Source organism: Pseudomonas sp. MPR-R2A5 (genome assembly GCF_058793055.1).
Genome location: NZ_JBXAFK010000002.1, coordinates 258,483 through 279,476 on the forward strand (window position 1 = coordinate 258,483; position 20,994 = coordinate 279,476).

At 62.0% G+C, this 20,994-nt stretch carries 17 protein-coding genes, 4 tRNA genes and 1 pseudogene; 8 read left to right on the forward strand and 14 right to left on the reverse strand.

All coding sequences use genetic code 11. The annotated features are described in order from the left end of the window. Positions 1-92: 92 nt before the first annotated feature. From AC1Q6I_RS02595 to AC1Q6I_RS02610, 4 genes and pseudogenes are all read right to left on the reverse strand, one after another. A pseudogene (locus AC1Q6I_RS02595) lies at positions 93-551 on the reverse strand (REP-associated tyrosine transposase). Between the two features lie 257 nt (positions 552-808). Further along, positions 809-2,227 carry an efflux transporter outer membrane subunit gene (locus AC1Q6I_RS02600; RefSeq protein WP_024076289.1) on the reverse strand — a complete coding sequence of 473 codons (1,419 nt, stop codon included), beginning with the start codon at positions 2,225-2,227 and terminating at the stop codon, positions 809-811. Then, positions 2,211-3,380 (reverse strand): efflux RND transporter periplasmic adaptor subunit, encoded by a 1,170-nt coding sequence (locus AC1Q6I_RS02605; RefSeq protein WP_024076288.1) that lies wholly within the window; start codon positions 3,378-3,380, stop codon positions 2,211-2,213. The genes AC1Q6I_RS02600 and AC1Q6I_RS02605 overlap by 17 nt, the downstream gene beginning before the upstream one ends. Continuing rightward, the gene (locus AC1Q6I_RS02610) at positions 3,370-6,591 is read right to left on the reverse strand and encodes an efflux RND transporter permease subunit (protein ID WP_024076287.1); all 3,222 of its coding nucleotides are present in this window, start codon (positions 6,589-6,591) and stop codon (positions 3,370-3,372) included. Before AC1Q6I_RS02610 ends, AC1Q6I_RS02605 begins: the two co-directional genes overlap by 11 nt. A 240-nt stretch (positions 6,592-6,831) precedes the next feature. Here AC1Q6I_RS02610 and AC1Q6I_RS02615 point away from each other — a divergent pair, with 240 nt between their 5' ends. Continuing rightward, positions 6,832-7,242: a PA0061/PA0062 family lipoprotein gene (locus AC1Q6I_RS02615; protein ID WP_041161254.1), complete on the forward strand. Its 411-nt coding sequence runs from the start codon at positions 6,832-6,834 to the stop codon at positions 7,240-7,242. On the opposite strand, the gene AC1Q6I_RS02620 is transcribed toward AC1Q6I_RS02615, so the two are convergent. Beyond that, positions 7,239-7,400, reverse strand: a complete 162-nt coding sequence (locus AC1Q6I_RS02620; RefSeq protein ID WP_168232119.1) for a hypothetical protein — start codon at positions 7,398-7,400, stop codon at positions 7,239-7,241. The genes AC1Q6I_RS02615 and AC1Q6I_RS02620 overlap by 4 nt on opposite strands. Before the next feature lie 234 nt (positions 7,401-7,634). On the opposite strand from AC1Q6I_RS02620, the gene AC1Q6I_RS02625 reads away from it, so the two are divergent. Continuing rightward, positions 7,635-8,297, forward strand: a complete 663-nt coding sequence (locus AC1Q6I_RS02625; protein WP_102624292.1) for a C39 family peptidase — start codon at positions 7,635-7,637, stop codon at positions 8,295-8,297. Positions 8,298-8,304: 7 nt separating this feature from the next. On the opposite strand, the gene AC1Q6I_RS02630 is transcribed toward AC1Q6I_RS02625, so the two are convergent. The 5 genes from AC1Q6I_RS02630 to AC1Q6I_RS02650 all read right to left on the reverse strand — a co-directional run bounded on the left by AC1Q6I_RS02630 (position 8,305) and on the right by AC1Q6I_RS02650 (position 13,082). Continuing rightward, positions 8,305-9,006 carry a VIT1/CCC1 transporter family protein gene (locus AC1Q6I_RS02630; RefSeq protein WP_024076284.1) on the reverse strand — a complete coding sequence of 234 codons (702 nt, stop codon included), beginning with the start codon at positions 9,004-9,006 and terminating at the stop codon, positions 8,305-8,307. Then, a complete protein-coding gene (locus tag AC1Q6I_RS02635; protein WP_102624291.1) occupies positions 9,003-10,010 on the reverse strand; it encodes an FAD:protein FMN transferase in 1,008 nt (335 codons plus the stop codon). Before AC1Q6I_RS02635 ends, AC1Q6I_RS02630 begins: the two co-directional genes overlap by 4 nt. Further along, complete coding sequence (locus AC1Q6I_RS02640) at positions 10,000-12,180, reverse strand: PepSY domain-containing protein (protein WP_102624290.1); 2,181 nt, start codon at positions 12,178-12,180, stop codon at positions 10,000-10,002. Before AC1Q6I_RS02640 ends, AC1Q6I_RS02635 begins: the two co-directional genes overlap by 11 nt. Before the next feature lie 25 nt (positions 12,181-12,205). Beyond that, positions 12,206-12,676, reverse strand: a complete 471-nt coding sequence (locus AC1Q6I_RS02645) for a DUF2271 domain-containing protein (protein WP_024076281.1) — start codon at positions 12,674-12,676, stop codon at positions 12,206-12,208. A gap of 82 nt (positions 12,677-12,758) precedes the next feature. After that, positions 12,759-13,082 carry a PepSY domain-containing protein gene (locus tag AC1Q6I_RS02650; RefSeq protein ID WP_069076556.1) on the reverse strand — a complete coding sequence of 108 codons (324 nt, stop codon included), beginning with the start codon at positions 13,080-13,082 and terminating at the stop codon, positions 12,759-12,761. Positions 13,083-13,213: 131 nt separating this feature from the next. Between AC1Q6I_RS02650 and AC1Q6I_RS02655 the strand changes: the two genes are divergently transcribed. Both AC1Q6I_RS02655 and AC1Q6I_RS02660 read left to right on the forward strand, forming a co-directional pair. Continuing rightward, entirely contained in the window at positions 13,214-13,873 is a 660-nt protein-coding gene (locus AC1Q6I_RS02655; protein ID WP_024076279.1) for a response regulator transcription factor, read from the forward strand. Beyond that, positions 13,870-15,204: a sensor histidine kinase gene (locus AC1Q6I_RS02660; protein ID WP_102624289.1), complete on the forward strand. Its 1,335-nt coding sequence runs from the start codon at positions 13,870-13,872 to the stop codon at positions 15,202-15,204. The genes AC1Q6I_RS02655 and AC1Q6I_RS02660 overlap by 4 nt, the downstream gene beginning before the upstream one ends. 30 nt (positions 15,205-15,234) lie before the next feature. Here the strand turns inward: AC1Q6I_RS02660 and AC1Q6I_RS02665 are convergent, their stop codons facing one another. From AC1Q6I_RS02665 to folD, 4 genes are all read right to left on the reverse strand, one after another. After that, positions 15,235-17,322: a TonB-dependent receptor gene (locus AC1Q6I_RS02665; RefSeq protein ID WP_102624288.1), complete on the reverse strand. Its 2,088-nt coding sequence runs from the start codon at positions 17,320-17,322 to the stop codon at positions 15,235-15,237. A 103-nt stretch (positions 17,323-17,425) separates the two neighbouring features. After that, positions 17,426-17,815, reverse strand: coding sequence for a DUF2946 domain-containing protein (locus AC1Q6I_RS02670; protein ID WP_069077429.1), 390 nt, complete (start codon positions 17,813-17,815; stop codon positions 17,426-17,428). A 210-nt stretch (positions 17,816-18,025) separates the two neighbouring features. After that, positions 18,026-18,949: a D-alanyl-D-alanine endopeptidase gene (gene pbpG / locus AC1Q6I_RS02675; RefSeq protein WP_069076554.1), complete on the reverse strand. Its 924-nt coding sequence runs from the start codon at positions 18,947-18,949 to the stop codon at positions 18,026-18,028. 439 nt (positions 18,950-19,388) lie between these two features. Further along, positions 19,389-20,243, reverse strand: coding sequence for a bifunctional methylenetetrahydrofolate dehydrogenase/methenyltetrahydrofolate cyclohydrolase FolD (gene folD, locus AC1Q6I_RS02680; RefSeq protein WP_024076274.1), 855 nt, complete (start codon positions 20,241-20,243; stop codon positions 19,389-19,391). A gap of 275 nt (positions 20,244-20,518) precedes the next feature. On the opposite strand from folD, the gene AC1Q6I_RS02685 reads away from it, so the two are divergent. The 4 genes from AC1Q6I_RS02685 to AC1Q6I_RS02700 all read left to right on the forward strand — a co-directional run bounded on the left by AC1Q6I_RS02685 (position 20,519) and on the right by AC1Q6I_RS02700 (position 20,994). Continuing rightward, positions 20,519-20,595, forward strand: a tRNA-Arg gene (locus AC1Q6I_RS02685). Between the two features lie 32 nt (positions 20,596-20,627). Further along, positions 20,628-20,703, forward strand: a tRNA-His gene (locus AC1Q6I_RS02690). Between the two features lie 56 nt (positions 20,704-20,759). Next, positions 20,760-20,844, forward strand: a tRNA-Leu gene (locus AC1Q6I_RS02695). A 77-nt stretch (positions 20,845-20,921) separates the two neighbouring features. Continuing rightward, positions 20,922-20,994 (forward strand) — tRNA-His (locus AC1Q6I_RS02700).

The following is a 20,994-nucleotide window of genomic DNA, read 5'->3' on the forward strand; positions in this document are numbered from 1 at the left end:
CCCCGATAGCTGTGGGTCAGTCACTGCATGCGTTGACTGACACCCTGCTATCGGGGGCAAGCCCCCTCCCACATTTTGAACTGCGTTTGACGTTAGACCCAGATGGCATCCCACAATGGGTAGTCGCCAATCCGCTCCACCAACCCCGCCCGCAATGGATTCGCCACCACCTACCTGGCCATTTTTACCAGGTCATCTTCCTTGCGCAGTGCCCGGTCATGGAAGCTCTCTTGCCAGAGCCGCCCCTTGCGACCACTTACGCCATTGACGGATCGCGTGCTCTTGGATTTCACCTGCCGCATCAAATCCGCCAGCGAGCCTTTCTGTAGCTCGACAATCCAATGAAAGTGGTCCGGCATGACCACCCAAGCCAGGGAGTTCGCCAGCCCTTGGTACTGGGCTAACCGAAATTGCCAGACCACCAAGCGACCGAGATGGAAATTGTTGAATATCGGTATGCGTTCGTGGGTGTTGGTGGTGATGAGGTAGATGCGGTTGGGTTCGCTGACGCGGCCGATGCGCAGGCGGTGTGAAGCGGGTAAATCTGCCATTCCCTGGCCCTCTCAAGATGTGCCTGGAGAGGCTAGATTGGAGGGCAAGAGGCTGATGGGCAGGCTGTTGGCAGGATGTGTCTGGAAGGGCGCTATCGGGGGCAAGCCCCCTCCCACAGGGGCTCAGCGGCGTTTATACATTATGTGTCTGACACAGGATCAGTGTGGGAGGGGGCTTGCCCCCGATAGCGGTGGCTCAGCTACGGATGAACTGGCTGTCCTCCTGCATTTAGCCTGAACGGTGCCTGAGGGCGGTGTCAGGCCTCAGGCTGCCAACCGCCGCCCAGGGCTGTGACCAAGCCGATACTCGCCTGCAACTGCCGCGTCTGCACCGCCTGCAATGTCCGCTGGGCTTGCAATGCCGCCGTCTGCGCCGTCACCACATCCAGATAACTCACCGCGCCCGCCTGATAGCTGTTCATCGCCAGGGACTGGGTGTGCTGCGCCGCATCTGCCGCGGCTTGTTCATCCTGCGCTTCCTGCTGCAAGTCCCGCAGTTGCGCAAGGTTATCTTCCACCTCACGCACGGCCTTGAGCACCTGGCTGCGGTACTGCGCCGACGCTTCTTCAAACTCGGCCTTTGCCTGGCGTTCATTGGCGCTCAGGCGTCCCCCATCGAAGATCGGCAAGTTCATCATCGGCCCCAATGCCCAATAGCGGTTGCTGGCGGACAGCAGGTTGCCCACCCCTTGCGTCTGCCCCCCGATCAACCCGGTCAAACTGAAATCCGGATACCACGCCGCCTTGGCCACGCCGATATTCGCATTGGCGGCAAACACCCGGCGTTCCGCCGCGGCAATATCCGGGCGGCGTTGCAGCAGGTGGCTTGGCAACTGCGAGGGAATCCCGGGCAGGGTCATCAGGTGTTGGCTCTGCGGCAGCGTAAAGTCACTGGCCGCCACGCCCACCAGTTCACCGATCGCATGTTCGGTGAGGTTGCGCTGGCCGGTGACTTCATCCAGTTGTGCCTTGGCTTCGGCCAGTTGATTTTGCGCGCGAGTCAGGTCCAGTTCGGAGGCGATCTGGCCTTCATAACGGCTGCGCGTCAGTTGCAGGGCCTGGCTGTAATCCTCCAGCGAACGGTTGAGAATCCGACGCTGTGCATCCAGCCCATTGAGCTGCACATACAGCGTCGCCAGCTGACGTTGCAGGCTCAGGCGCGCCACGGCCAAGTCATCGCCGGACGCTTGCGCCTGGGCATCACCGGCCGCGACCTGGTTGCGGATTTTGCCCCACAGGTCCAGGTCGTAGCTCAGGGAAAAACCGGCTGTGTTGCTGTTGTATACCGATGGCTGCGTATCCCCGCGCAGCGGCCGTGAATCCGATTGGCGCTGGCGCAACGGCTGCGCGCTGGCGGTGATTTGCGGGAACAGCCCGGCATGCAATTGGCTGGCATACGCCTGGGACGCATCGAAGTGCGCCAGCGCTGCCGCCAGGTCCGGGTTGGCCTCGATCAGTTGCTGTTGCAGCTGATTCAGGCGCGGCTCGTGGTAGAGCGTCCACCACTGCGGCGCCAGTTGGTCGGACGGCTGCGCGCTGTGCCATGGACCGTCGCTGGTCTGTTCGCGGTAGTTCGCCGGCAGGTCGATCGACGGCACGTGGTAGGTCGGCGCCATCGAGCAGCCTTGCAATGCCAGCAGCATCAACGCCGCGAGGGGCTTAAGCCTTGGGCGCATGCGCACCTCCGGAGGCGTCGGCCAGTTGCACCGGGTCGCCTTCGCGCAGGGCGTCGGGCGGGTTGTCGACGATGCGGTCAGCGGGTTTCAGGCCCTGGTCGATGACCAGGCGTTCGCCGAGGTCGAGGCCGATATGGATGTCTTGCAGGTGCACATGGTTCCGCGCATCGAGCACCGCGACCTGAGTGCCTTGGGCACGGAAGATCAGCGCACTGGCCGGGATGCTGACGCCATGAGTATCCGCCGGAATCGGCAGGGTGGCTTCGGCGTAATCACCGGGCAGCAGTTCGCCGTGGGGGTTGTCGGCGACGAACTGCGCGAGCAGGGTGCCGGAGCGACGGTCGATGGCGGTGGAGTCGCCGATCAGGCGCGCCTTGAAGTGTTTGCCGGGATGCTCAGGCACCGTCAGTTCGGCTTCCAACCCTGGGTGAATCACCGCCGCATAGTTCTGCGGTACCGGCACATAGAGGCGCAATTGGTGGGTGTCGGCGATGTTGAACAGTTCCGGATCGCTGTCGGTATCGGCCTTGATCAACTGGCCGATATCGGTGTTGCGCGCGGTGATGGTGCCGGCGAAGGGGGCCCGGATGGTCTTGTAGCTTTCCAGCGCCGATAGCCGTGCATAGTCGGCCGCGGCCGCCTCGGCGTTGGCCTTTGCGGCCGCGGCGTTGGAGGTTTTTTCATCGGCTTCCTGGCGCGACACCGAGTGGCTGCCCAGCAGGTTTTGCCAGCGTGTGGCGGTGGTTTCGGCCAAGCGTGCATTGGCCTGTTGCTGCACCAGGCGCGCATGGGTTTGCGCCAGTTGCTGGTCGAGGTCGGGGCTGTCGATCTCGGCGAGGATTTGCCCGGCCTTGACCTGGCTGCCGATATCAACTTTCCAGTCCTTCAGGTAACCGCTGACCCGCGCATGGATCGGCGCCTTGCTCCAGGCCTCGAGGTGCGCGGGCAGGCGCAGGGTGTCGCCGGCCACGTTCTGTTGTGGCTGGAACACCATGACTTGGGGGATGGCGGCGGTTTCGGTCCAGGCGGTGACCGATTGTTCGTGCATCGTGCGGGCATGCAGGCCGTTGGCGACCAACAGGGCGGCCAGGGTCAGGCCGCCGACACCCATGAGCATCAGACGCTTGCGCGAGGGGTTGTGATCAGACGACATGTGGGTTTTCTCCAGCAACTGCGCGAGTAGAGTGACGACCGTGGACCAGGCTGAAGACCACGGGAACAAATAACAGGGTGGCGACGGTGGCGCAGATCAAGCCGCCGATCACCGCTCGGCCAAGGGGCGCGTTCTGTTCTTCGGAAAGGGCCAGGGGCAACATGCCGATGATCATCGCCAGGGCCGTCATGCACACCGGGCGAAAGCGCGTATAGCCGGCTTCCAGCGCGGCCTTCAGAGCATCGCCATGCTCGGCCAGGCGTTCGCGGCAGAAGCTCACCACCAGGATCGAGTTGGCGGTGGCCACGCCCATGCACAGGATCGCGCCGGTCAATGCCGGCACCGACAACGACGTCCCGGTGAGGAACAGCATCCACACGATCCCTGCGAGCGCCGCCGGCAATGCGGTGATGATCACGAACGGATCGACCCACGACTGGAAGTTGACCACGATCAGCAGGTAGATCAGCACCACCGCGCCGAGCAGGCCAAAGCTCAAGCCGCTGAAGGCTTCGTGCAGCGCATCGATCTGGCCATGCAGGCTGATCACCGCGCCCTTGGGACGCATCGATGCGGTGTCGTCCAGCACTTTTTGCACGTCGCGGGCCACGCCGCCGAGGTCACGGCCTTGCACGTTGGCGTACAGGTCCAGGGTCGGTTCGATGTTGTAGTGCGTGACCACTGCCGGGCTTTGCACGCGGGAGATGGTCGCCACACCGCCGAGGATCTGCGACTGGCCGTCGGCACCGGTCACCGGCAGCGCTTCCAGCGATGGCAGGCTGTCGAGACGATATTGCGGGGTGGCGGCGACGATGGAATAGGACACGCCATTGGCCGGGTTAAGCCAGAAGGTCGGTGCGGTTTGCGAGCTGCCGGCGAGGGAGGCGACCATGCTGTTGGTCACGTCCCGTTCGGTAATGCCCAGGCCGTTGGCGCGCATACGGTCGACATTCACTTGCAGCGACGGGTAGCCGGTGGACTGCTGGATACGCAGGTCGGCGATGCCGGGTACGTGTTGCAGTCGACGCTCAAGCTCCACGGCATAGGCGCGGTTTTCTTCATCACTGCGCCCGGAGATTTTCACGTCCAGCGGGGCCGGCGCGCCGAAGTTGAGGATCTGGCTGCTGATGTCCGCTGGCAGGAAGGCGAAGTGGCTGCCGGGGAAACTCTGCGGCAGCGCCTCACGCAGTTTTTTCACGTAGTCGGCGGTGGGCGCGTGGCCCTTTTTCAGGCTGACCTGGATATCACCGTCCTGCGGACCGATGGTGCCGCTGCTGCTGTAGGCCATGTCGATGCCGCTCAGCGGAATGCCGATATTGTCGACGATGGTGTCCAGCTCTTCGGCGGGGATCACTTCGCGAATCCGCGCTTCAATCCGGTCGAAGGCCGCAGCGCTTTCTTCGATACGCGTGCCCAGCGGCAGGCGCACATGCAGCGCCAACGCGCCGGCATCGGTGGCGGGAAAGAAGTCCTGGCCGAGGCTCGGCAGCAGCAGGAACGACGCCAGCACACAGGCCAGGAAGCCGACGATAAAGCCCTTGCGCGTGCCCAGCGCGAGGGTCAGCAGGCCATGGTAGGTGTCGCGGATATTCGAGAAGTGACGCTCGAACCCCTGCTGGAAATTCAGCACCGATTGCAGCAGGGCATTGCGCGGTTGGCGGTGCTGCTCGCCTTCGTGGTGGTTGATGAAGTCATCTTCCGGATGATGCCCCGCACCGGGCTCCGGCGTGTGCGGCTTGAGCAGGAACATTGCCAGCGTGGGCACCAGGGTGCGCGAAAGGATGAACGAACTGGCCATGGCGAAGATCACCGCCAGGGCCATCGGCCGGAACAGGTAACCGGCGATGCCTTGCAGCAAAAACATCGGCACAAACACGATGCAGATGCACAGCAGGGAGACGAATGCCGGGCCGACGATCTGCGCGGCGCCGTCGAGGATCGCGGTCTTCACCGCCTTGCCTTGTTCCAGGTGCCAGTTGATGTTTTCGATGGTCACCGTGGCGTCGTCCACCAGGATCCCCACCGCCAGCGCCAGCCCGCCGAGGGTCATCACGTTAAGGGTTTGCCCGCTGACCGCCAGCAGCGCGATGGCCGACAGCACGGCCAGGGGAATCGATGCGGCGATGATCAGCGTGGAGCGCCAGCTGCCGAGGAACAACAGGATCATTGCGCTGGTCAGCAGCGCGGCGATGATGCCTTCCTGGGCCACGCTGCCCACCGATTGCTTGACGAATACCGAGGCGTCGCCCAACAGCGAAGTCTTCAGCGACGGCGGCAGGGTTTCGTTGATGCGCGGCAGCATCTGGCGGATGCCGTCGATGATCGACAGGGTCGAGATGCTGCCGTTTTTCAACGCCGGCATCAGCACCGCGCGATGGCCGTCGACGCGCACGATATTGGTCTGCGGCGGCGAGCCATCGCGCACGTGGGCCACCTGGCCGATGGTGATCAGTGCGCCATCAACCGTTTTGATCGGCAGGTCGTTGAGCTCATCGATGGCCTTCGGGCTGTTGTTGAGCAGGATCGTGTATTCGTTGGGGCCGAGCTTGGCGGTGCCCACCGGGATGATCTGGTTTTGCAGCGCCAGGGCGTTGCCCACGTCCTGTGCCGACAAGCCCTTGGCGGCCAGCGCCTGCGGGTCGAGGTCGAGGGTGATCTGGCGCTGTTTGCCGCCCATCGGCGTGGGCATGGCCAGGCCGGGCAGGGCGCTCAAGGGCAGGCGGATATTGTTCTGCACCAGGTCGCGGATCCTGGCTTCAGACAGCGTCGGGCTGGAGAACGCCATTTGCAGGATCGGCACCGTCGAGGCGCTGTAGTTGAGGATCAGCGGCGGCGTGATGCCCGGCGGCATTTGCTTGAGTACGGTTTGTGACACCGCCGTGACTTGGGCATTGGCGGTGCGGATATCCACGCCGGGTTGGAAGAAGATCTTGACGATGCCCATGCCGGGCAGCGATTGCGATTCGATATGTTCGATGTCGTTGACGGTGGTGCTCAAGGAGCGTTCATAGGTGTAGATCACCCGACCGGCCATGGCGTCCGGCGACAGGCCGTTGTATTGCCACACCACGGCGACGACGGGGATGCCAATATCGGGAAAAACATCGGTGGGGGTGCGCAGGGCCGCCATGGGCCCGACGATGCAGATAAATATGGCCAGCACGATAAACGTGTATGGCTTTTGCAGTGCGGTCTTTACCAGCCCGAGCATGCGTGAACCTCCGGAGGGAGCAGGATTGCAAACCCCGGCAGTCTTGACCGACCCACCTAACACGCACCTTTCAGCCAGGTGAAGGAAGTTTTAGTTATGCGCTGAAGATCGTTTCATGTGTATTCATTTGTTCTACAAAGGCGAGCTCCTCAAGCTTGTACCCCATCGGACGCGAGTCACTTTTCTGCGTCCAGCGCCTTGATCGATGTCCTTTGGAGCCCTGCCATGAACTTGAAAAACCTGTCACTTAAACCACTCCTGCTGATTCCCGCCCTGGGCGCGGTCTTGTTGTTGTCGGCCTGTGCCGGCCCGATTCCCAAGGCTGACCCGAGCGAAGCCTGGATCGGCTTGAAGGAAGAAGCCCCGAATGACTTGATGGCCGAGCGCGTGGATGGCAAACGCGTGGATGACGGGCGCTTTTTTGAAGTGCCACCGGGGGACCACCGCCTGGATGTGACGCTCTATGAGGAGGAACCGGGCGACGATAACCAGCAGGATTGCCAGGGCCGCGTGGAGTACAAGCACTTCAAGGCGGGTGAACACTACACTCTGGTGGAATCCAGCCTGGGCACCACCGTGCGCGCATCCCTGATGGATGGTCACGGCAAGGAAGTCGCCGCGACGCAGGACTTCAATTGCATGCCTGGCTAGGCGTGGTGCACCGCGCGCTTATGCGGCTTGGCGGGCGCAGTGGGTCTGGCGTGGGGGTGATGGTGCCGGCGGGTAATGCGCAACACCCCCCACAACATGGCGCCGGCTACCGCCAGCCAACCGCAGATCAACAGGACAATCGTTGTTGCAAGGCTCATTCGGGCCTCCTTCGCCCCGTAGGGGGCACACACAGTCTTCTCAATGGACAGTCTAGCTACCCGGCGGTTGCCTGCTATTGACCAATGGTCGTGTCCATCCAACTTGTTTGCTCTATCACCGCGTGTTTACTGGGGTTCTCGGCTATAGAGAACGCCATTGCCCGCGGTTTACTGTCGGCGCGATTGGGCTATGATCAGGCCCCTCACCGACAGTTGATCAAGAGAGTAAAAAAATTGCGGTTACGGTCGAACGTTAAAACATCCTGGTTGCTGGCCTGTGCCCTCGGGCTGGCGGCCTGTTCCGGTCATCCGTCGAAGCTTGCGGGCTTGCCGGAGCGCGTTGAACTCAATGGCGTCCCGACGTTTCGCAGCGATGCCTATCAGAGCGGTCCTACGGCATTAGCCAGCATGCTGTCGCAACAAGGCATTGTGATGACACCGGGCTTGCTCGATAAACCGCTGCGCTTGCCCGCTGCGCAGGCTGATCTGGAGCGCAACATGCAGGTGCTGGCGCGTGAGTACGGGCTGATGGTGTACCCGCTGGATGCCAAGCTGACCGCGGTGCTGGCGCAGGTGGCGGCGGGCTACCCGGTGATGGCGCGCATCAGTGGCCGGTTCTGGTCTGAACCACACTACGTGGTGGTCGTCGGCTTTAACCAGCAGAAGAGCACCGTGTTGTTGCGTTCAGGCATGGACCGGCGACTGTTGATGGGCTTCAGTGATTTTGAATCGGCGTGGAAGAGCGCCGGACACTGGGCCATCCTGACCCAGCGCCCGAGCCAGTTGCCGGCCAACGTGGACGCACAACGCTGGCGTGAAGCCGCCAACGCCACTGCCCAGGCCGGGCAGGAGCAGGCAGCGGCGCAGGCGCTCAAGGTGTTGGCTGAGAAAAAGTAAGCGCCACCTACACCACCGCGCCAAACAGCGCTCCTACGGTCGCCGTAACGCCCATGGCGAGTGCCCCCCACAGGGTCACTCGCCAAGCGCCGGTGATGATGCTTGCTCCGCCGGCCTTGGCCGCGACGCCGCCCAGGCTGGCCAGAAACAGCAGGGACATGCCGGATATCCACGGCACCACGCTGTGGGGCGGCGCGATCACCGTTACCGCGAGCGGCAATGCGGCACCGACCACAAAACTGGCGGCCGAGGCGAGTGCCGCTTGCAGCGGTTTGGCCGTGAGTGCCTCGCTGATGCCCAACTCGTCACGCGCATGTGCGCCCAGGGCGTCGTGTGCCATTAATTGATCGGCGACCTGGTGGGCCAGTTCGGGTGACACCCCGCGGTGCATGTAGATGTGGGCAAGCTCGCTATGTTCGGCCTTCGGGTTGCTCGCCAGCTCCGCCCGTTCCCGTGACAGGTCGGCCCGCTCGGTATCGGCTTGGGAATGCACGGAAACGTATTCGCCGGCCGCCATGGACATTGCGCCCGCCACCAACCCGGCCATGCCGGTGACGAGCAGCGAAGCGTGGGTAGCGTTGGCGGCAGCGACGCCGATCAGCAGGCTGGCGGTGGAGACGATACCGTCGTTGGCCCCCAGGACTGCGGCGCGCAGCCAGCCGATACGATCACTGCGATGGGACTCGGTGTGCCGGTGCATGAATTTCATGGTTGAGCGGGACTCGTGTTCGTGGGCGGTGTTTGGATCGGACGGTTCTCAATCTGCGCCTGCAGAATGCCGTCGACAATCGATATTTCCTTGAGTTGGTCACCCTCGCGCAGCACGAACAGCGCGTCCATGCCGCGCGCCTGCGCCAGGCGTGGGCCTTCGATCTCGCCGAGCACCATCAACGCCGTGGCCCAGGCATCGGCAAGCATGCACGAGGCGGCTACCACCGTGACGGCGGCGATCGTATTGCACAAGGGCTCGCCAGTGGCCGGGTCAAGGGTGTGAGCATACTGTCGCCCCTCGAGGTCAACCCAGTGCCGGTAGTCGCCAGAGGTGGCGATGGCGGCATCGCAGAGCTCCATCACGCCCATGACTTCCCGCCGGCCCCGGCACGGCTTTTCAATGGCCACGACCCAAGGTTGGGCATCCGGCTTCACGCCTCGGGCCCGCATTTCGCCGTCGATACCGACCAGGTAGCGGGTCAGCCCGAAACCGTCCAGGCAGCGTGCCAGTTCATCGACGCCAAAGCCTTTGGCGATCGCGTTGAGGTTCAGGTGCAGCGGCGCGTGTTTGCGTACTTGATGTCGTTGCAGGTCCACCGTCAACCCCCCATGGGCGCTCAGGCGGGGGCGTGGCGCCAGGGTGTCGACGTTGTGTGCGGTGATCGTGGGTGCGCCGGGGCCAAAGCCCCAGGCCTCGACCCGGTCACCGACCGCGATGTCGAAGGCGCCGGCGGATTGCTGGCTGACCCGCAGTGCTGTCGCCAACACGCTGGCCAGTTCCTTGGGCACCGGCAGCCAGGTCTGCTCGGGGGCGGCGTTGAGGCGATTGAGGTCGGAATCGGCTTTCCAGAGGGACATTTGCTGGTCCACCCGCTCCACGGCCTGGGCCAGGCTGCGGCTGATCGCCTCGATGTCGAGGCCCGCCTCGGCATAGAACACGGCGCTGTAGCGCGTGCCCATGGTCTCGCCATTGAGGCTGTAGCGTTGGCTATCAGTAGACATCTTCACGGTAGCGTCCTTGTGCCTTGAGGGCTTGCACACTCAAGTTGAGTGGCACCAGTACTTCATCCAGGGCCTGCATCACGCCTTTGGCCATCTCGCGACTGCCACACACCAGCACCTGGGCGCCTTTTTCAATCAGCCGCCGCAACGCCAGGGCATCGTTGATCAACCGGTCTTGCACATAGCTGCGGTCCTGCACTTGGGAAAACGCGGCGCGTAACGTGGTCAGGCGGTGGTCGGCCAGGTAACGGTTGAGCTCCGGTTCATAGAGGAAATCCGACGCCGGGTTACGCCCGCCCCAATACAGGTGCATCGGGTGCCTGGCCTTGTTGTTGCGAATAAAACCGGCCAGGGGGCCAATGCCGGTACCCGCGCCAATCAGGATCACCGGGTGTGCACCCGACGCCGGGCGAAATTGCGGGTTGGGTTGGATAAAGGCTTCGATCGACGCGCCGATTGCCAGGCCATGCAGGAAACCTGAGCACAGCCCACCTTCGTGTTTGCGCACGCAAATCTCCAGTACGCCATCGTCACGGCTGCTGGCCAGCGAATAAAAACGTGGCAACGGGCTGCCCGGCGGGTAGATGCCGACCAGATCGCCGGCCTGGAAACGCGGCAGCCCGCCGGGTGCCTTGAACCGCAGGACGTGGGTCGGTGCCTGTACTTGCTCGCCATAGACAGTGCATTCGGCCAGTACCAGTTGATGGGTACGTGGTCGCTCGGGGTTGTGGACCAGTTTCAACGCCTGCCCGAGGACTTCACCCAGGTCCAGGCCCCAGCGCATGAACTCCTGGGAGGACTGGCGGTTGATGCTCTCCAGTGGCAATAACGCCACGCCGCCGGCCTGCTCCATGGCGGCCTGCACGACGTGGGCGTATTGGCAGAACTGCGCAAACTGTCGATCGCCAAAACCCAGTACGGCAAAAGGCAGGCCGGGTTTGATCGCGCATTGCTCCAGCCGTTTGAGGAACTGTGTGGCCGAGGCGGGCGCGTCGCCGTCGCCATGAGTGGCCGTCAGGATCAATACCCGCTGCGCGCTGCGGTAATCCCCTGTCCATTCATTCATCGCTGCGCTATGCACCCGATGGCCGGCCTGGTGCAGCGCGTCATGCAAGGTGCTGGCAAAGCCCCAGGTGGTGTTGTTTTCACTGCCCACCAGAATCACGCTGTCGGCGGCGTGGGCAGGGCTGTTATGACGAATACGCGGGCCGGCCTTGCGGCGGCGCCACCAGAGCAGCATGCCGGTCACGCTCATCAGGGGCACGCTGAGGGCGCAGAGGCCAAGGAACAAGCCCAGCCACCAGAGGCCTTCACCGGTGTGCAATTGATAGATCAATTGGTAAAGGTCATGCAGCGAATCATGGGCCTGATAAGACACCAACGCGCCGCTGACCGGGTCCACGTAGCCATCGCCCTGAGCGGTACGCAGGGAAAACACGTCCTGCGGGTGACCGGGGCTCGGGTACACCAGTTCGCGCAGGTCATTCAGGTCGGTGGCCTGCAAGGCTTGCAGGTTGGCCACCGGTTGCGCCACGCCGGCGCTGATGGCGGTCGGGAAGGCCGGCTCGCTCTGGCTGCCGTCGGCGACCAGGCCAAAGGTGGTGGCGCACAGGTAGAGCCCCGTCAGGGCCGAGAGCAGCAGGCCAAGCACGGCCAGGCGCCCGACTTCGGCATGCCAGCGTTGGCTGAACGTGCCCCGCAGCGGTCGCAGCAGGTTGCGCAGGCCGCCCAGGCGGCGCGCCAGCAACAGCGCGCCAGACACGCAAAGGATCAGCATGAAAAACGCGCCGATACCCGCGACCCCATGCCCTGCGGTGCCCATGAACAGCGAGCGATGCAGGTCTTTGACCCAGCGCGAAACGGCCGACGGTTCGTAGGGGCCAAGGCCCTCGCCCGTCAGTGGATCGACCGTTTGCGCAGCGGCCTGGCCGTCCTGGGTGTAGTAGATGATCAACGTCCCGGACGCGGTGCGCTGAATCTGCTCCACCCCCGGAAAATGCTGGGCGATGCGCCCGGCCAACTGGCCGACATTGAGCTGCCCGGCCTCGATTGACGTGCTGTGCAGGCGTTCCAGCGCTGGGTTGACGGACAACACTGCGCCGCTGATGGCCATGATCATGACCAGCAGGGCGGCGATCAGTCCGGGCAGTGAGTGGAACTGGCGAAGCATGTTCAGCCTCCAGAAGTGGCGAGTACTACAGGGCGTAGGTAAACGACTCGACGTAAGTGTTGCCGCTGACCGGCTTGCTCGACCCGCTCGATGTCAGGGCAACGCTGACGTCGGCGCGGCTGTCGCGTTTGTCTTCCACGGCGCTGTCGATACGGATCTGATACCCGGCATCGATCAAGGTGTCGGCCAGTTCAACGCTGACGGTGAGGGTGTCGCCGCTGCCGACGCTGGCGCCGCTGAGCCCGTCAAACTCGCTCGGGTTCATGCCGCTGCCACGGGCCCAGTCGCTCAGGTGGCGGTAGTACTTGGCTTTCTTGCCGGCCACCCAGAGGGTTTTCTGGTACTGGCCGTTGGCGTCAGTGACATAGATCGCCAGGTACGCACCGTTGCCGCTGTAGGGCTTGAGCTGGGTGGTCAGGGTGACTTCTCGGGCCTGGGCCAGGCTCGGGAGAGCAAGGGCGCCGGCGAGGCAGGTTGCAGCGAAGAGTGTTTTCATGGGGATGTCCTGGTTGAGCGTTGTGGCGAAAGCCTGGACCTGCTGGCTGACAGCAACCTGAAAGCCTTGGAAAGCGTCAGGCTCATTGAGCACCAGGGCGGTCGAGGTAATCCCGTGCGTCGCCGTTGTCGCCGAAATGGATTTCCAGTTTGCGCAGGCGAAGCGAGGCGGGTGCGTAGCTGGCTTCGATCGCATTGCCCTTGCGGTCGGTGGCCTTGAGCGTGTAGCAACCGTCGTCGACCTTGATGCGCTGCACACTCCAGCCGTATTGCTGCTCGACCTGCTGGCGCAAGGTTTCGCGCGGTTGCCAGTCGTTGACCGGCTCGCGGCAGTCATCATCGGCCAGGGCGTACCCGCCGAGCAGGACGCTCAGCAGGGCGGTGCTGGCAATAAAAGCGGGTTTCATGATCTATCTCCGATTCGATGGGCCTGTGCGGCATACCCTAGGGGGCATTCCTGACAACCGGCTGAATCTTCAGATTCACGTCAGGTAAGGCCGCTAGGGTGCTGCACGACAACCATCAGAGGAGGTGCCAGATGCGCGTTTTATTGGTCGAGGACGCACCTGGGCTGGGCGAGGCGGTACGCGAACAGATTGCCGATGACGGCCACGCCGTCGATTGGGTGCAGCGACTGGAGCATGCGAGCGCCAGTGTGCGCACCACGCCGTATGACCTGATTCTGTTGGACCTGATGTTGCCTGACGGTCGCGGGCTGGACTTTTTGCGCCAGCAGCGTTCGGCTGGCAACGTGACCCCGGTGATCATCCTCACCGCCCAGGACCAGATTTCCGACCGCATCGCCGGCCTGAATGCCGGCGCCGACGACTACTTGGTCAAACCGTTCGACCTGTTTGAACTCTCGGCCCGTGTGGCCGCGGTGGCCCGCCGCTACAGCGGCAACCCGAACCCGCTGATCAGGCTCGGTGAATTACAGGTCGACATGAACGCGCGCACCGTGCAGCGCGCCGGCGTCACCATTGACCTCACGGCACGCGAGTGGGCGCTGTTCGAGGCGTTTGTGCAGCGCCCTACGGCGTTGCTGTCGAAGTCGCAGCTCGAAGAGCGCTTGTATGCCTTTGGCGCCGAAATCGAGAGCAACACCATCGAGGTCTACATCAGCCGCCTGCGTAAAAAACTGGGGCGTGAGCTGGTGGAAACCGTGCGCGGCATGGGCTATCGGTTGATGACCGTATGAAGTCGCCGATCAGCCTGCAAAGGCGCCTTGGCCTGGGACTGACCCTGGGCATGACCTTGCTCTGGCTGGGCGCGACCGTCGGCGCCTGGCTGGTGGTGCAACATGAGTTGAACGAAGCGTTCGACAGTGCCCTGGAAGAGACCGCGCAACGCATCCTGCCCCTGGCCGTGCTGGAAATCAGCAACCGCGAAGAACCGCGCACCGCCCAGCACATCGCAACCTTGAAGATGCACAAGGAGTATCTGACCTACCTGGTGCGTGATGCCCAGGGCCAGATCCTGATGCAGTCCCATGACGCCAACCCGAAGATATTCAACGACTCGCCGCGCGAAGGGTTCTCTACCACGAAAAAGTACCGGCTGTATGGTGCGAGTGCGCTGCGCAATACGTTGTTCATTGAGATCGCCGAGCCGCTGGGGCATCGCCGCGAGGCGGCGCGGGAAGCCTTGTTTGCTTTGTTGCTGCCGCTATTGGCGTTGATCCCCATCAGCTTGTTGGGCACTTGGCTGTTTGTGCGCGTCAGCCTGCGTAGCGTGTTGGCCTATCGCCGTGCCGTGGAAGCCCGAGGGGTGGGGGATTTGTCGCCGATCAGCGTGGCGCGGTTGCCGGCAGAAATCGACCCGTTGGCCGACGCGGTCAACCACCTGTTGGAGCGCCTGCGCAAGGCATTGGAGGCCGAGCGTAGCTTCACCGCCAACAGTGCCCATGAATTGCGCACCCCGTTGGCCGCGACGTTGGCGCAGATCCAGCGCCTGCGCCAGGAAGCGCCGGAAGGTCCATTACGCATGCGTGCGACGAAGATCGAAAACTCATTGCGCGAGCTGGCACGGCTGTCGGAAAAGCTCATGCAGTTGGCCAAGGCCGAGGGCGGCGGGCTGTTGTCCGAGGCGCCCCAGGACCTGATCCCCTTGCTGGCCCATGGGGTCGATGAATGGAATCGCAGCAGCGGTCAGCGCATCCGCTTGCAGCTTCCTACCCAGGGCAGTGTGTATGCGGCGATTGACCCGGACGCGTTCGGTATTCTGCTGCGCAACCTGATCGAGAATGCATTGAAGTATGGGGCGGTGGACCAACCGGTTGAAGTCAGCCTGACGGACCAGGCGCTGCTGCGGGTGGTCAATGGCGGGCCGGCTGTGCCTGCGCCAGTGTTACAGCGCCTGACCGAGCGTTTTGTGCGCGGTAGCAGCGAAGCCAGCGGCACAGGGCTCGGCCTGGCCATTGCCAAGACCATCGTCCAAGGGGTCAAGGCGCGTATGACCCTGGCTTCGCCCGCAGCCGGCAGGGATGACGGGTTCGAAGTCAACGTTCAGTTTTTGCGCCTGCCGACCTGAACGTTGACTGAGCCCCAGCGACTGCTTGCCTCAGAAATCCACACTGACGCCGGTATACAACGCTCGCCCGTCACCGGGTGAATGCAGCGAAGCCTGGGCACCGTCCGGGTCGTACCAGACGTATTCATAGTAGCGATTGGTAAGGTTCTTCAGCTGCAGATCGACACTGACCGACTCGGTCACCCGGTAACTGGCGCCGAGGTTCATCAGGACGTAGCCACCGTAAGTCCCCCGGGTATTTTCGCGTTCAAGGTAGTAATTCGTCTGGCCATTCATCCACGCCGTCAATTGCAGGGCGGGGGTCGCCTTGTAGCTGACCCCGGCGTTGTACAGGTGATGAGGGATGTGGTCGATCTCCTGGCCTTTGCTGTTGGGCAAGGTTGAACTGGGCTGGAGTATTTTCGAGTACTGCCAGGCGTAGGCCATCCAGAGATCGGTACGCTCGTTCGGGTGCAGGTTCACCTGCGCGTCGTAACCCCAGCGCCGGGTTTGGCCGACGTTATCCGACTCACCACTCGGGTCGTTGAGTCGACGACTGACTTCGCCACTGGCCTTTTGTTGCCAATAAGCCACGCGGCCGTCGATCCAATCGGCGGGCGTGAACTTGATGCCGGTTTCCCAGCCTTCGTTGATGGACGGCGCGAGATCCGTATCCCTTGGCGGAATCTTGTAGGCCGCGGCACCGGTACCCATCTGAAATGTACGGCCCCAGTTGGCATAGACGCTGGCAACGTCCCACGGTGAATACACCACGCTGAGCTTGGGTTGTTTGATCAGCCCATAGTCATTGATGGCGTAGTCCAGGCCGGTCATTTCGTTGGTGAAGTCGCCTTGGATCTTATCGACGCGATAGGCCGGGATGATCTTCAGCGACTCGAACGGTTTGATCTCGGCCTGCACGTAGGCGCCGTAGGTATCGAAGTCGAATTGCTGGTCACGGGTTTGGGCCTGCCGGACCCGGTCCTTGGTGCGGTAGCGCTCGCTTTTGTTGTGTTGCTGCTGCATGTCCGCGCCGCCTTCCAGGGCGAAGTCATACAGCCAGCTGACTTCAGGGCGCCAGGTCAGGGAGGTGAGGGCGCCGTATTGGGTTTCGTACGCATCGCGCTCTTGCTGGGCGCTGGTGCGCCAATATTGCGTCCAGCGCCGGTCGTCGAAGGTGTTGACGTAGGTTTTCGCCGCCCAGGCCAAGGTGTCGGACAGCTCAGTGTCGAAGTGCACGCTGAGCTGGTTCATCCGCCGCGTGCCTTTGTCGGTGGCGTTGTAGCTGTTGGTCATGGTCGGGTGCTGGTGGGCGTCCTCTTCACTCAGGTAGCCGGGTTCCTGCGCCTCGGTTTCGTAGTGACGGGCGATCAGGCCGATACGGTAGCGGTTGTCGTCCGGGGTATAGAACCATTTGCCGGCCATGGAAAACTTGTCTGCCTGGGCGTGATCGCGGTAGCCGTCGGATTTCTGGTAGGCGAAGAAGTAATTCTGCGTCCAGTTGCTGGTTTCGATGCCCTTGGCGAGCTGGGTCTCCTGCGTGTTGTAGCTGCCATAGCGAATACGTGCCTTGGTGTAGTCGCCACCGGTGCGGGTCAGCATGTTCACATTACCGGCGATGTTGTTCAGGCCGTAGCGCGCATCGCTGGTACCGCGTACCACTTCTATGCTGTCCAGCTCCATGGGGAAGATCATGTCCATGAACGGCATATTGCCGTCGTTGCTGTTGCTCGGAATGCCGTCGATCAGCAACTTCACCGCGTTGACTTCACCTTCGCCGTTAAAACCGCGAAAGGAAATCTTGCCGGAGGTGGTGCCTTGGTTGAATTCGGTGAGCATCACCCCCGGCGCACGGCTGAACAACTCCCAGCTGTAGTTGACCGGCATTTTTTCGAGGATATCGGCGCCGAGCACATCCACTGAGCTGAGCACACTGCTGGTACTCAGCGGGCCATTGCTGTCGGTGGCGCCCTGGACCGTGACGGTGCCGAGGGTGAGGGTTGAGTCTTCGGTTCTACTGGCTTCGGCTAAAGCCAGGAGCAGCGGGTTGATGGCGAACAAACCGACCGACAAGAGCGGCCATAGGGATCGGGACACGCAAACGCGCTTTGCGCACGGCAAAGTCAATGGAGCAGGCATAACGCACACTTCCTGATAAACAAGACACTTCAAAGGGGTTCAACCACCTCAGTGGGCGGTGAAAAAGAAGAGCGCACCTCACCTAGGTGGGTGCAGGTGTCGATCAGGCGGTGGGGGAGGCGCGTGGGCTCAGGCTGGGCCAGCGAATCCTGGGGTGCAGCGTCGGCAGCTCAGGGTTGACGAGGGCGATGGCAAGCGCGTAGCGCGGCAGGAAATGTCGATAGTAGTCGGAGGGCAGTGCCGCCAGCCCGGCATGGCCGCAACAGCAATCGCTGTGTTTCATGGGGCTGCTGGACGGGGCTGACTGGAGTGGGTCGATCAGCTTGCTCAAGCTGGGAGGTAATGCCTGCGAGGTGCCCCCCGAGCAGAATCCGCCCCATAGCAACAGCCCCATATCCGGTGGCTGCAGGGCACGGCCGAGCGGCATGGCCAGCATGTTGAGCAGCACGGCAAGGCAGGCGATCCAGGGGCTTATGCGTTTGAAGCTAGCCATGAAAGACGTCGACTGAAAGGGATGAACATTTAGCGGCAGTTCCTGCGCAAAGTAAAAGCGCATTCGTGCGCTATTTTGCCGCAGATCAGGCAGAGGCCTGGGGCTACCGACTCCCCCGCAAAAGTCTGTTTTGTGTGTCTATCGGACAAAAAAATGCCCCGAGCGAGTCGGGGCATCCGCCAAGGTGACACCTTGTCCTGGCGGGTTGGTTCAGCGCCGAACCTCTGCCGCGTTGGCGCGGTTCTTCAGGTTCTTATCGGCTTTGTAGCGCAATGCCACATCCGGCACCGAACCGCTCTTGCCGGTTTCGACCCAGTTGCGAATGCGGCTGGCATCGGCGAAGTGGGTGAATTTGCCGAAGGCGTCGAGGATCACCAGCGACACTGGGCGGTTACCCATGCTGGTTACCAGCACCAGGCAGTGACCGGCCTGGTTGGTGAAGCCGGTCTTCGTCAGCTTGATGTCCCAGTTGGCGCGGTTGATCAGGTGGTCGGTGTTGGAGAAGCCCAGGGTGTAGTTGGGCTTGCGGAACGCCACGGTTTTTTCCTTGGTGGTGCTCAGCTGGCTCAGCATCGGGTATTTGCGCGCATAGGCCAGCAGCTTGCTCAGGTCCCTGGCGGTCGACACGTTGTGGATCGACAGGCCGGTGGGCTCGACGTAATGGGTACTGGTCATGCCCAGCGCCTTGGCCTTGGCGTTCATCGCTGCAATAAAGGCCGGGTAGCCGCCTGGGTAATGGTGGGCCAGGCTGGCGGCGGCGCGGTTCTCCGAGGACATCAGGGCGATCAGCAGCATTTCTTTGCGGGGCATTTCGCTGCCGATTTTCACCCGGGAGAACACACCCTTCATTTCCGGGGTGTCCTTGATGTTGATGTCGATGTACTCGTCCATGTTTTGCTTGGCTTCGAGCACGATCAACCCGGTCATCAGCTTGCTCACGGAAGCGATGGGTACCACCACGTCCGGGTTGCTGGAATAAATCACCTTGTTGGTCTGCAGGTCGACCAGCATGGCGCTGCCGGAGGCAATTTGCAGTTTGGAGGTGTCACGCGGCGCCAGAGTGGTTTCGGCGGCTTGCGCGAAGGTGCCTGTGAAAGCAAACAATAGGCTGACGAGAGAGAGACGAATTTTCACGCGGATGAACTCGCTAAAAAGTAAGGAAATACCGTTCTGCAACGGGTTATATGAAAAATGACGTTACATTTTAAGAGTATGGATCAGAAAACGATAGAGAGCCTTTAAATAAAGGCTGTAAGCCGATGATTGGTTGGGTTTGTATCCACCCGCGGAAAAAAAAGGCCCGCTTGCGGGCGGGCCTGATGGAGTTCTTCAAAGGAGTGGGGGTAAGTTGCGCCCGTTCCCGTCGATGGCGGGTGAAAAGGATGTCGAAGAATCGAGAAACCCGGCATTGCGGCTAGCTGTTGAGCAGGATGCCCGGGCGAGTCCTTTATGTGGCTGACTTCAACAGTCCGTGGCGTTTTGGGCGGGGGTAGGAGAGCAGCTTTATTGACGGGTGATCAAAAAAACAAAAGCCCTGCGATCAGGCAGGGCTTTTGTTCAGCGCGCCGGAGGGTCAGGCGTGCAGGGTTTCCGCCGCATACAGCGTATTTTCCAGCAGGCAGGCACGGGTCATCGGACCAACGCCGCCTGGCACCGGGGTAATCCAGCCGGCGCGGGGCAGGGCGGTTTCGTACACCACGTCGCCGACCAACTTGCCGTCTTCCTGGCGGTTGATGCCGACGTCGATAACGATGGCGCCTGGCTTGATCCATTCACCTTTCACCAGCCCCGGCTTGCCGGCGGCGACCACGACCAGATCGGCGCGGCCGACATGGCCGGCCAGGTCTTTGGTGAAGCGGTGGGTCACGGTCACGGTGCAGCCGGCCAGCAGCAGCTCCATGGCCATCGGGCGACCGACGATGTTGGAAGCACCGACGATGACGGCGTCGAGGCCGTAGAGGTCGACACCGGTGCTTTCGAGCAGGGTCATGATGCCTTTGGGCGTGCACGGGCGCAGCAGCGGGATACGCTGGGCGAGGCGGCCGACGTTATACGGGTGGAAGCCATCGACGTCCTTGTCCGGGCGGATGCGCTCCAGCAGCTTGGAGGCGTCCAGGTGCTCAGGCAGTGGCAATTGCAGCAGGACGCCGTCGATGCTCGGGTCGTCGTTGAGGCTGTCAATCAGGTCGGTCAGGGCCTGTTGAGTCGTGTTGGCAGGCAGGTCGTAGGCTTTGGAGATAAAGCCGACCTCTTCACAGTCTTTACGCTTGTGCGAGACATAAACCTGAGAGGCAGGATCGCTGCCGACCAGGATCACCGCGAGACCCGGCGTGCGCAGACCTTGCTGGCGACGCTCGGTGACGCGTTTGGCGATCTGCTGGCGCAGGCTGGCGGCGATTGATTTGCCGTCGATAAGTTGTGCAGTCATTACGCGTGATTAACCATCGAGAGGGGGAAGAAAAGTGCGCGCATTCTCGCACGCCAAGGCGTGAGGGCAAAGGCGCTTGGTCTGCAAATTGGCCTAACCCCTTAAATAAAATGAATTTTTTTTAAAAAAGATTTGACGGGTTTCCGGGGCCTCTATACTATTCGTCGCACTTGTCGGGCACAGCCTAGCACTGGTTAAGAAGGTCGAGCAGAATTGCTGTTCTGCAAGGCTGGAAGCATTTAGTTTGTAATCCTCCAAGAGTACAGATTAATCAGGCGCCCGTAGCTCAGCTGGATAGAGCATCCGCCTTCTAAGCGGATGGTCGCAGGTTCGAGTCCTGCCGGGTGCGCCATTAGGCAGCTTTGGCACAAGTAGCGCTATATGGTGGGCGTAGCTCAGTTGGTAGAGCACGGGATTGTGACTCCCGTTGTCGAGGGTTCGATCCCCTTCGTCCACCCCATATTTAGAAAGGCGCCAGATTAATCATCTGGCGCCTTTGCTTTAAGAGCTTCAAGCGCGGATGTGGTGGAATTGGTAGACACACTGGATTTAGGTTCCAGCGCCGCGAGGCGTAAGAGTTCGAGTCTCTTCATCCGCACCAATTAAAGCCATGCGCAGCCGACAGGCTGGGTAGGGCTCAACAAAGAAGTGGTTTGGTTTCTTTGTTAACGCAATATGGTGGGCGTAGCTCAGTTGGTAGAGCACGGGATTGTGACTCCCGTTGTCGAGGGTTCGATCCCCTTCGTCCACC

Coding starts and splice junctions, on each gene's coding strand:
- AC1Q6I_RS02600 (WP_024076289.1), bottom strand. CDS start 2,227: ATGCGCCCAAGGCTTAAGCCCCTCGCGGCGTTGATGCTGCTGGCATTG.
- AC1Q6I_RS02605 (WP_024076288.1), bottom strand. CDS start 3,380: ATGTCGTCTGATCACAACCCCTCGCGCAAGCGTCTGATGCTCATGGGT.
- AC1Q6I_RS02610 (WP_024076287.1), bottom strand. CDS start 6,591: ATGCTCGGGCTGGTAAAGACCGCACTGCAAAAGCCATACACGTTTATC.
- AC1Q6I_RS02620 (WP_168232119.1), bottom strand. CDS start 7,400: ATGAGCCTTGCAACAACGATTGTCCTGTTGATCTGCGGTTGGCTGGCG.
- AC1Q6I_RS02630 (WP_024076284.1), bottom strand. CDS start 9,006: ATGAAATTCATGCACCGGCACACCGAGTCCCATCGCAGTGATCGTATC.
- AC1Q6I_RS02635 (WP_102624291.1), bottom strand. CDS start 10,010: ATGTCTACTGATAGCCAACGCTACAGCCTCAATGGCGAGACCATGGGC.
- AC1Q6I_RS02640 (WP_102624290.1), bottom strand. CDS start 12,180: ATGCTTCGCCAGTTCCACTCACTGCCCGGACTGATCGCCGCCCTGCTG.
- AC1Q6I_RS02645 (WP_024076281.1), bottom strand. CDS start 12,676: ATGAAAACACTCTTCGCTGCAACCTGCCTCGCCGGCGCCCTTGCTCTC.
- AC1Q6I_RS02650 (WP_069076556.1), bottom strand. CDS start 13,082: ATGAAACCCGCTTTTATTGCCAGCACCGCCCTGCTGAGCGTCCTGCTC.
- AC1Q6I_RS02655 (WP_024076279.1), top strand. CDS start 13,214: ATGCGCGTTTTATTGGTCGAGGACGCACCTGGGCTGGGCGAGGCGGTA.
- AC1Q6I_RS02660 (WP_102624289.1), top strand. CDS start 13,870: ATGAAGTCGCCGATCAGCCTGCAAAGGCGCCTTGGCCTGGGACTGACC.
- AC1Q6I_RS02665 (WP_102624288.1), bottom strand. CDS start 17,322: ATGCCTGCTCCATTGACTTTGCCGTGCGCAAAGCGCGTTTGCGTGTCC.
- AC1Q6I_RS02670 (WP_069077429.1), bottom strand. CDS start 17,815: ATGGCTAGCTTCAAACGCATAAGCCCCTGGATCGCCTGCCTTGCCGTG.
- folD (WP_024076274.1), bottom strand. CDS start 20,243: ATGACTGCACAACTTATCGACGGCAAATCAATCGCCGCCAGCCTGCGC.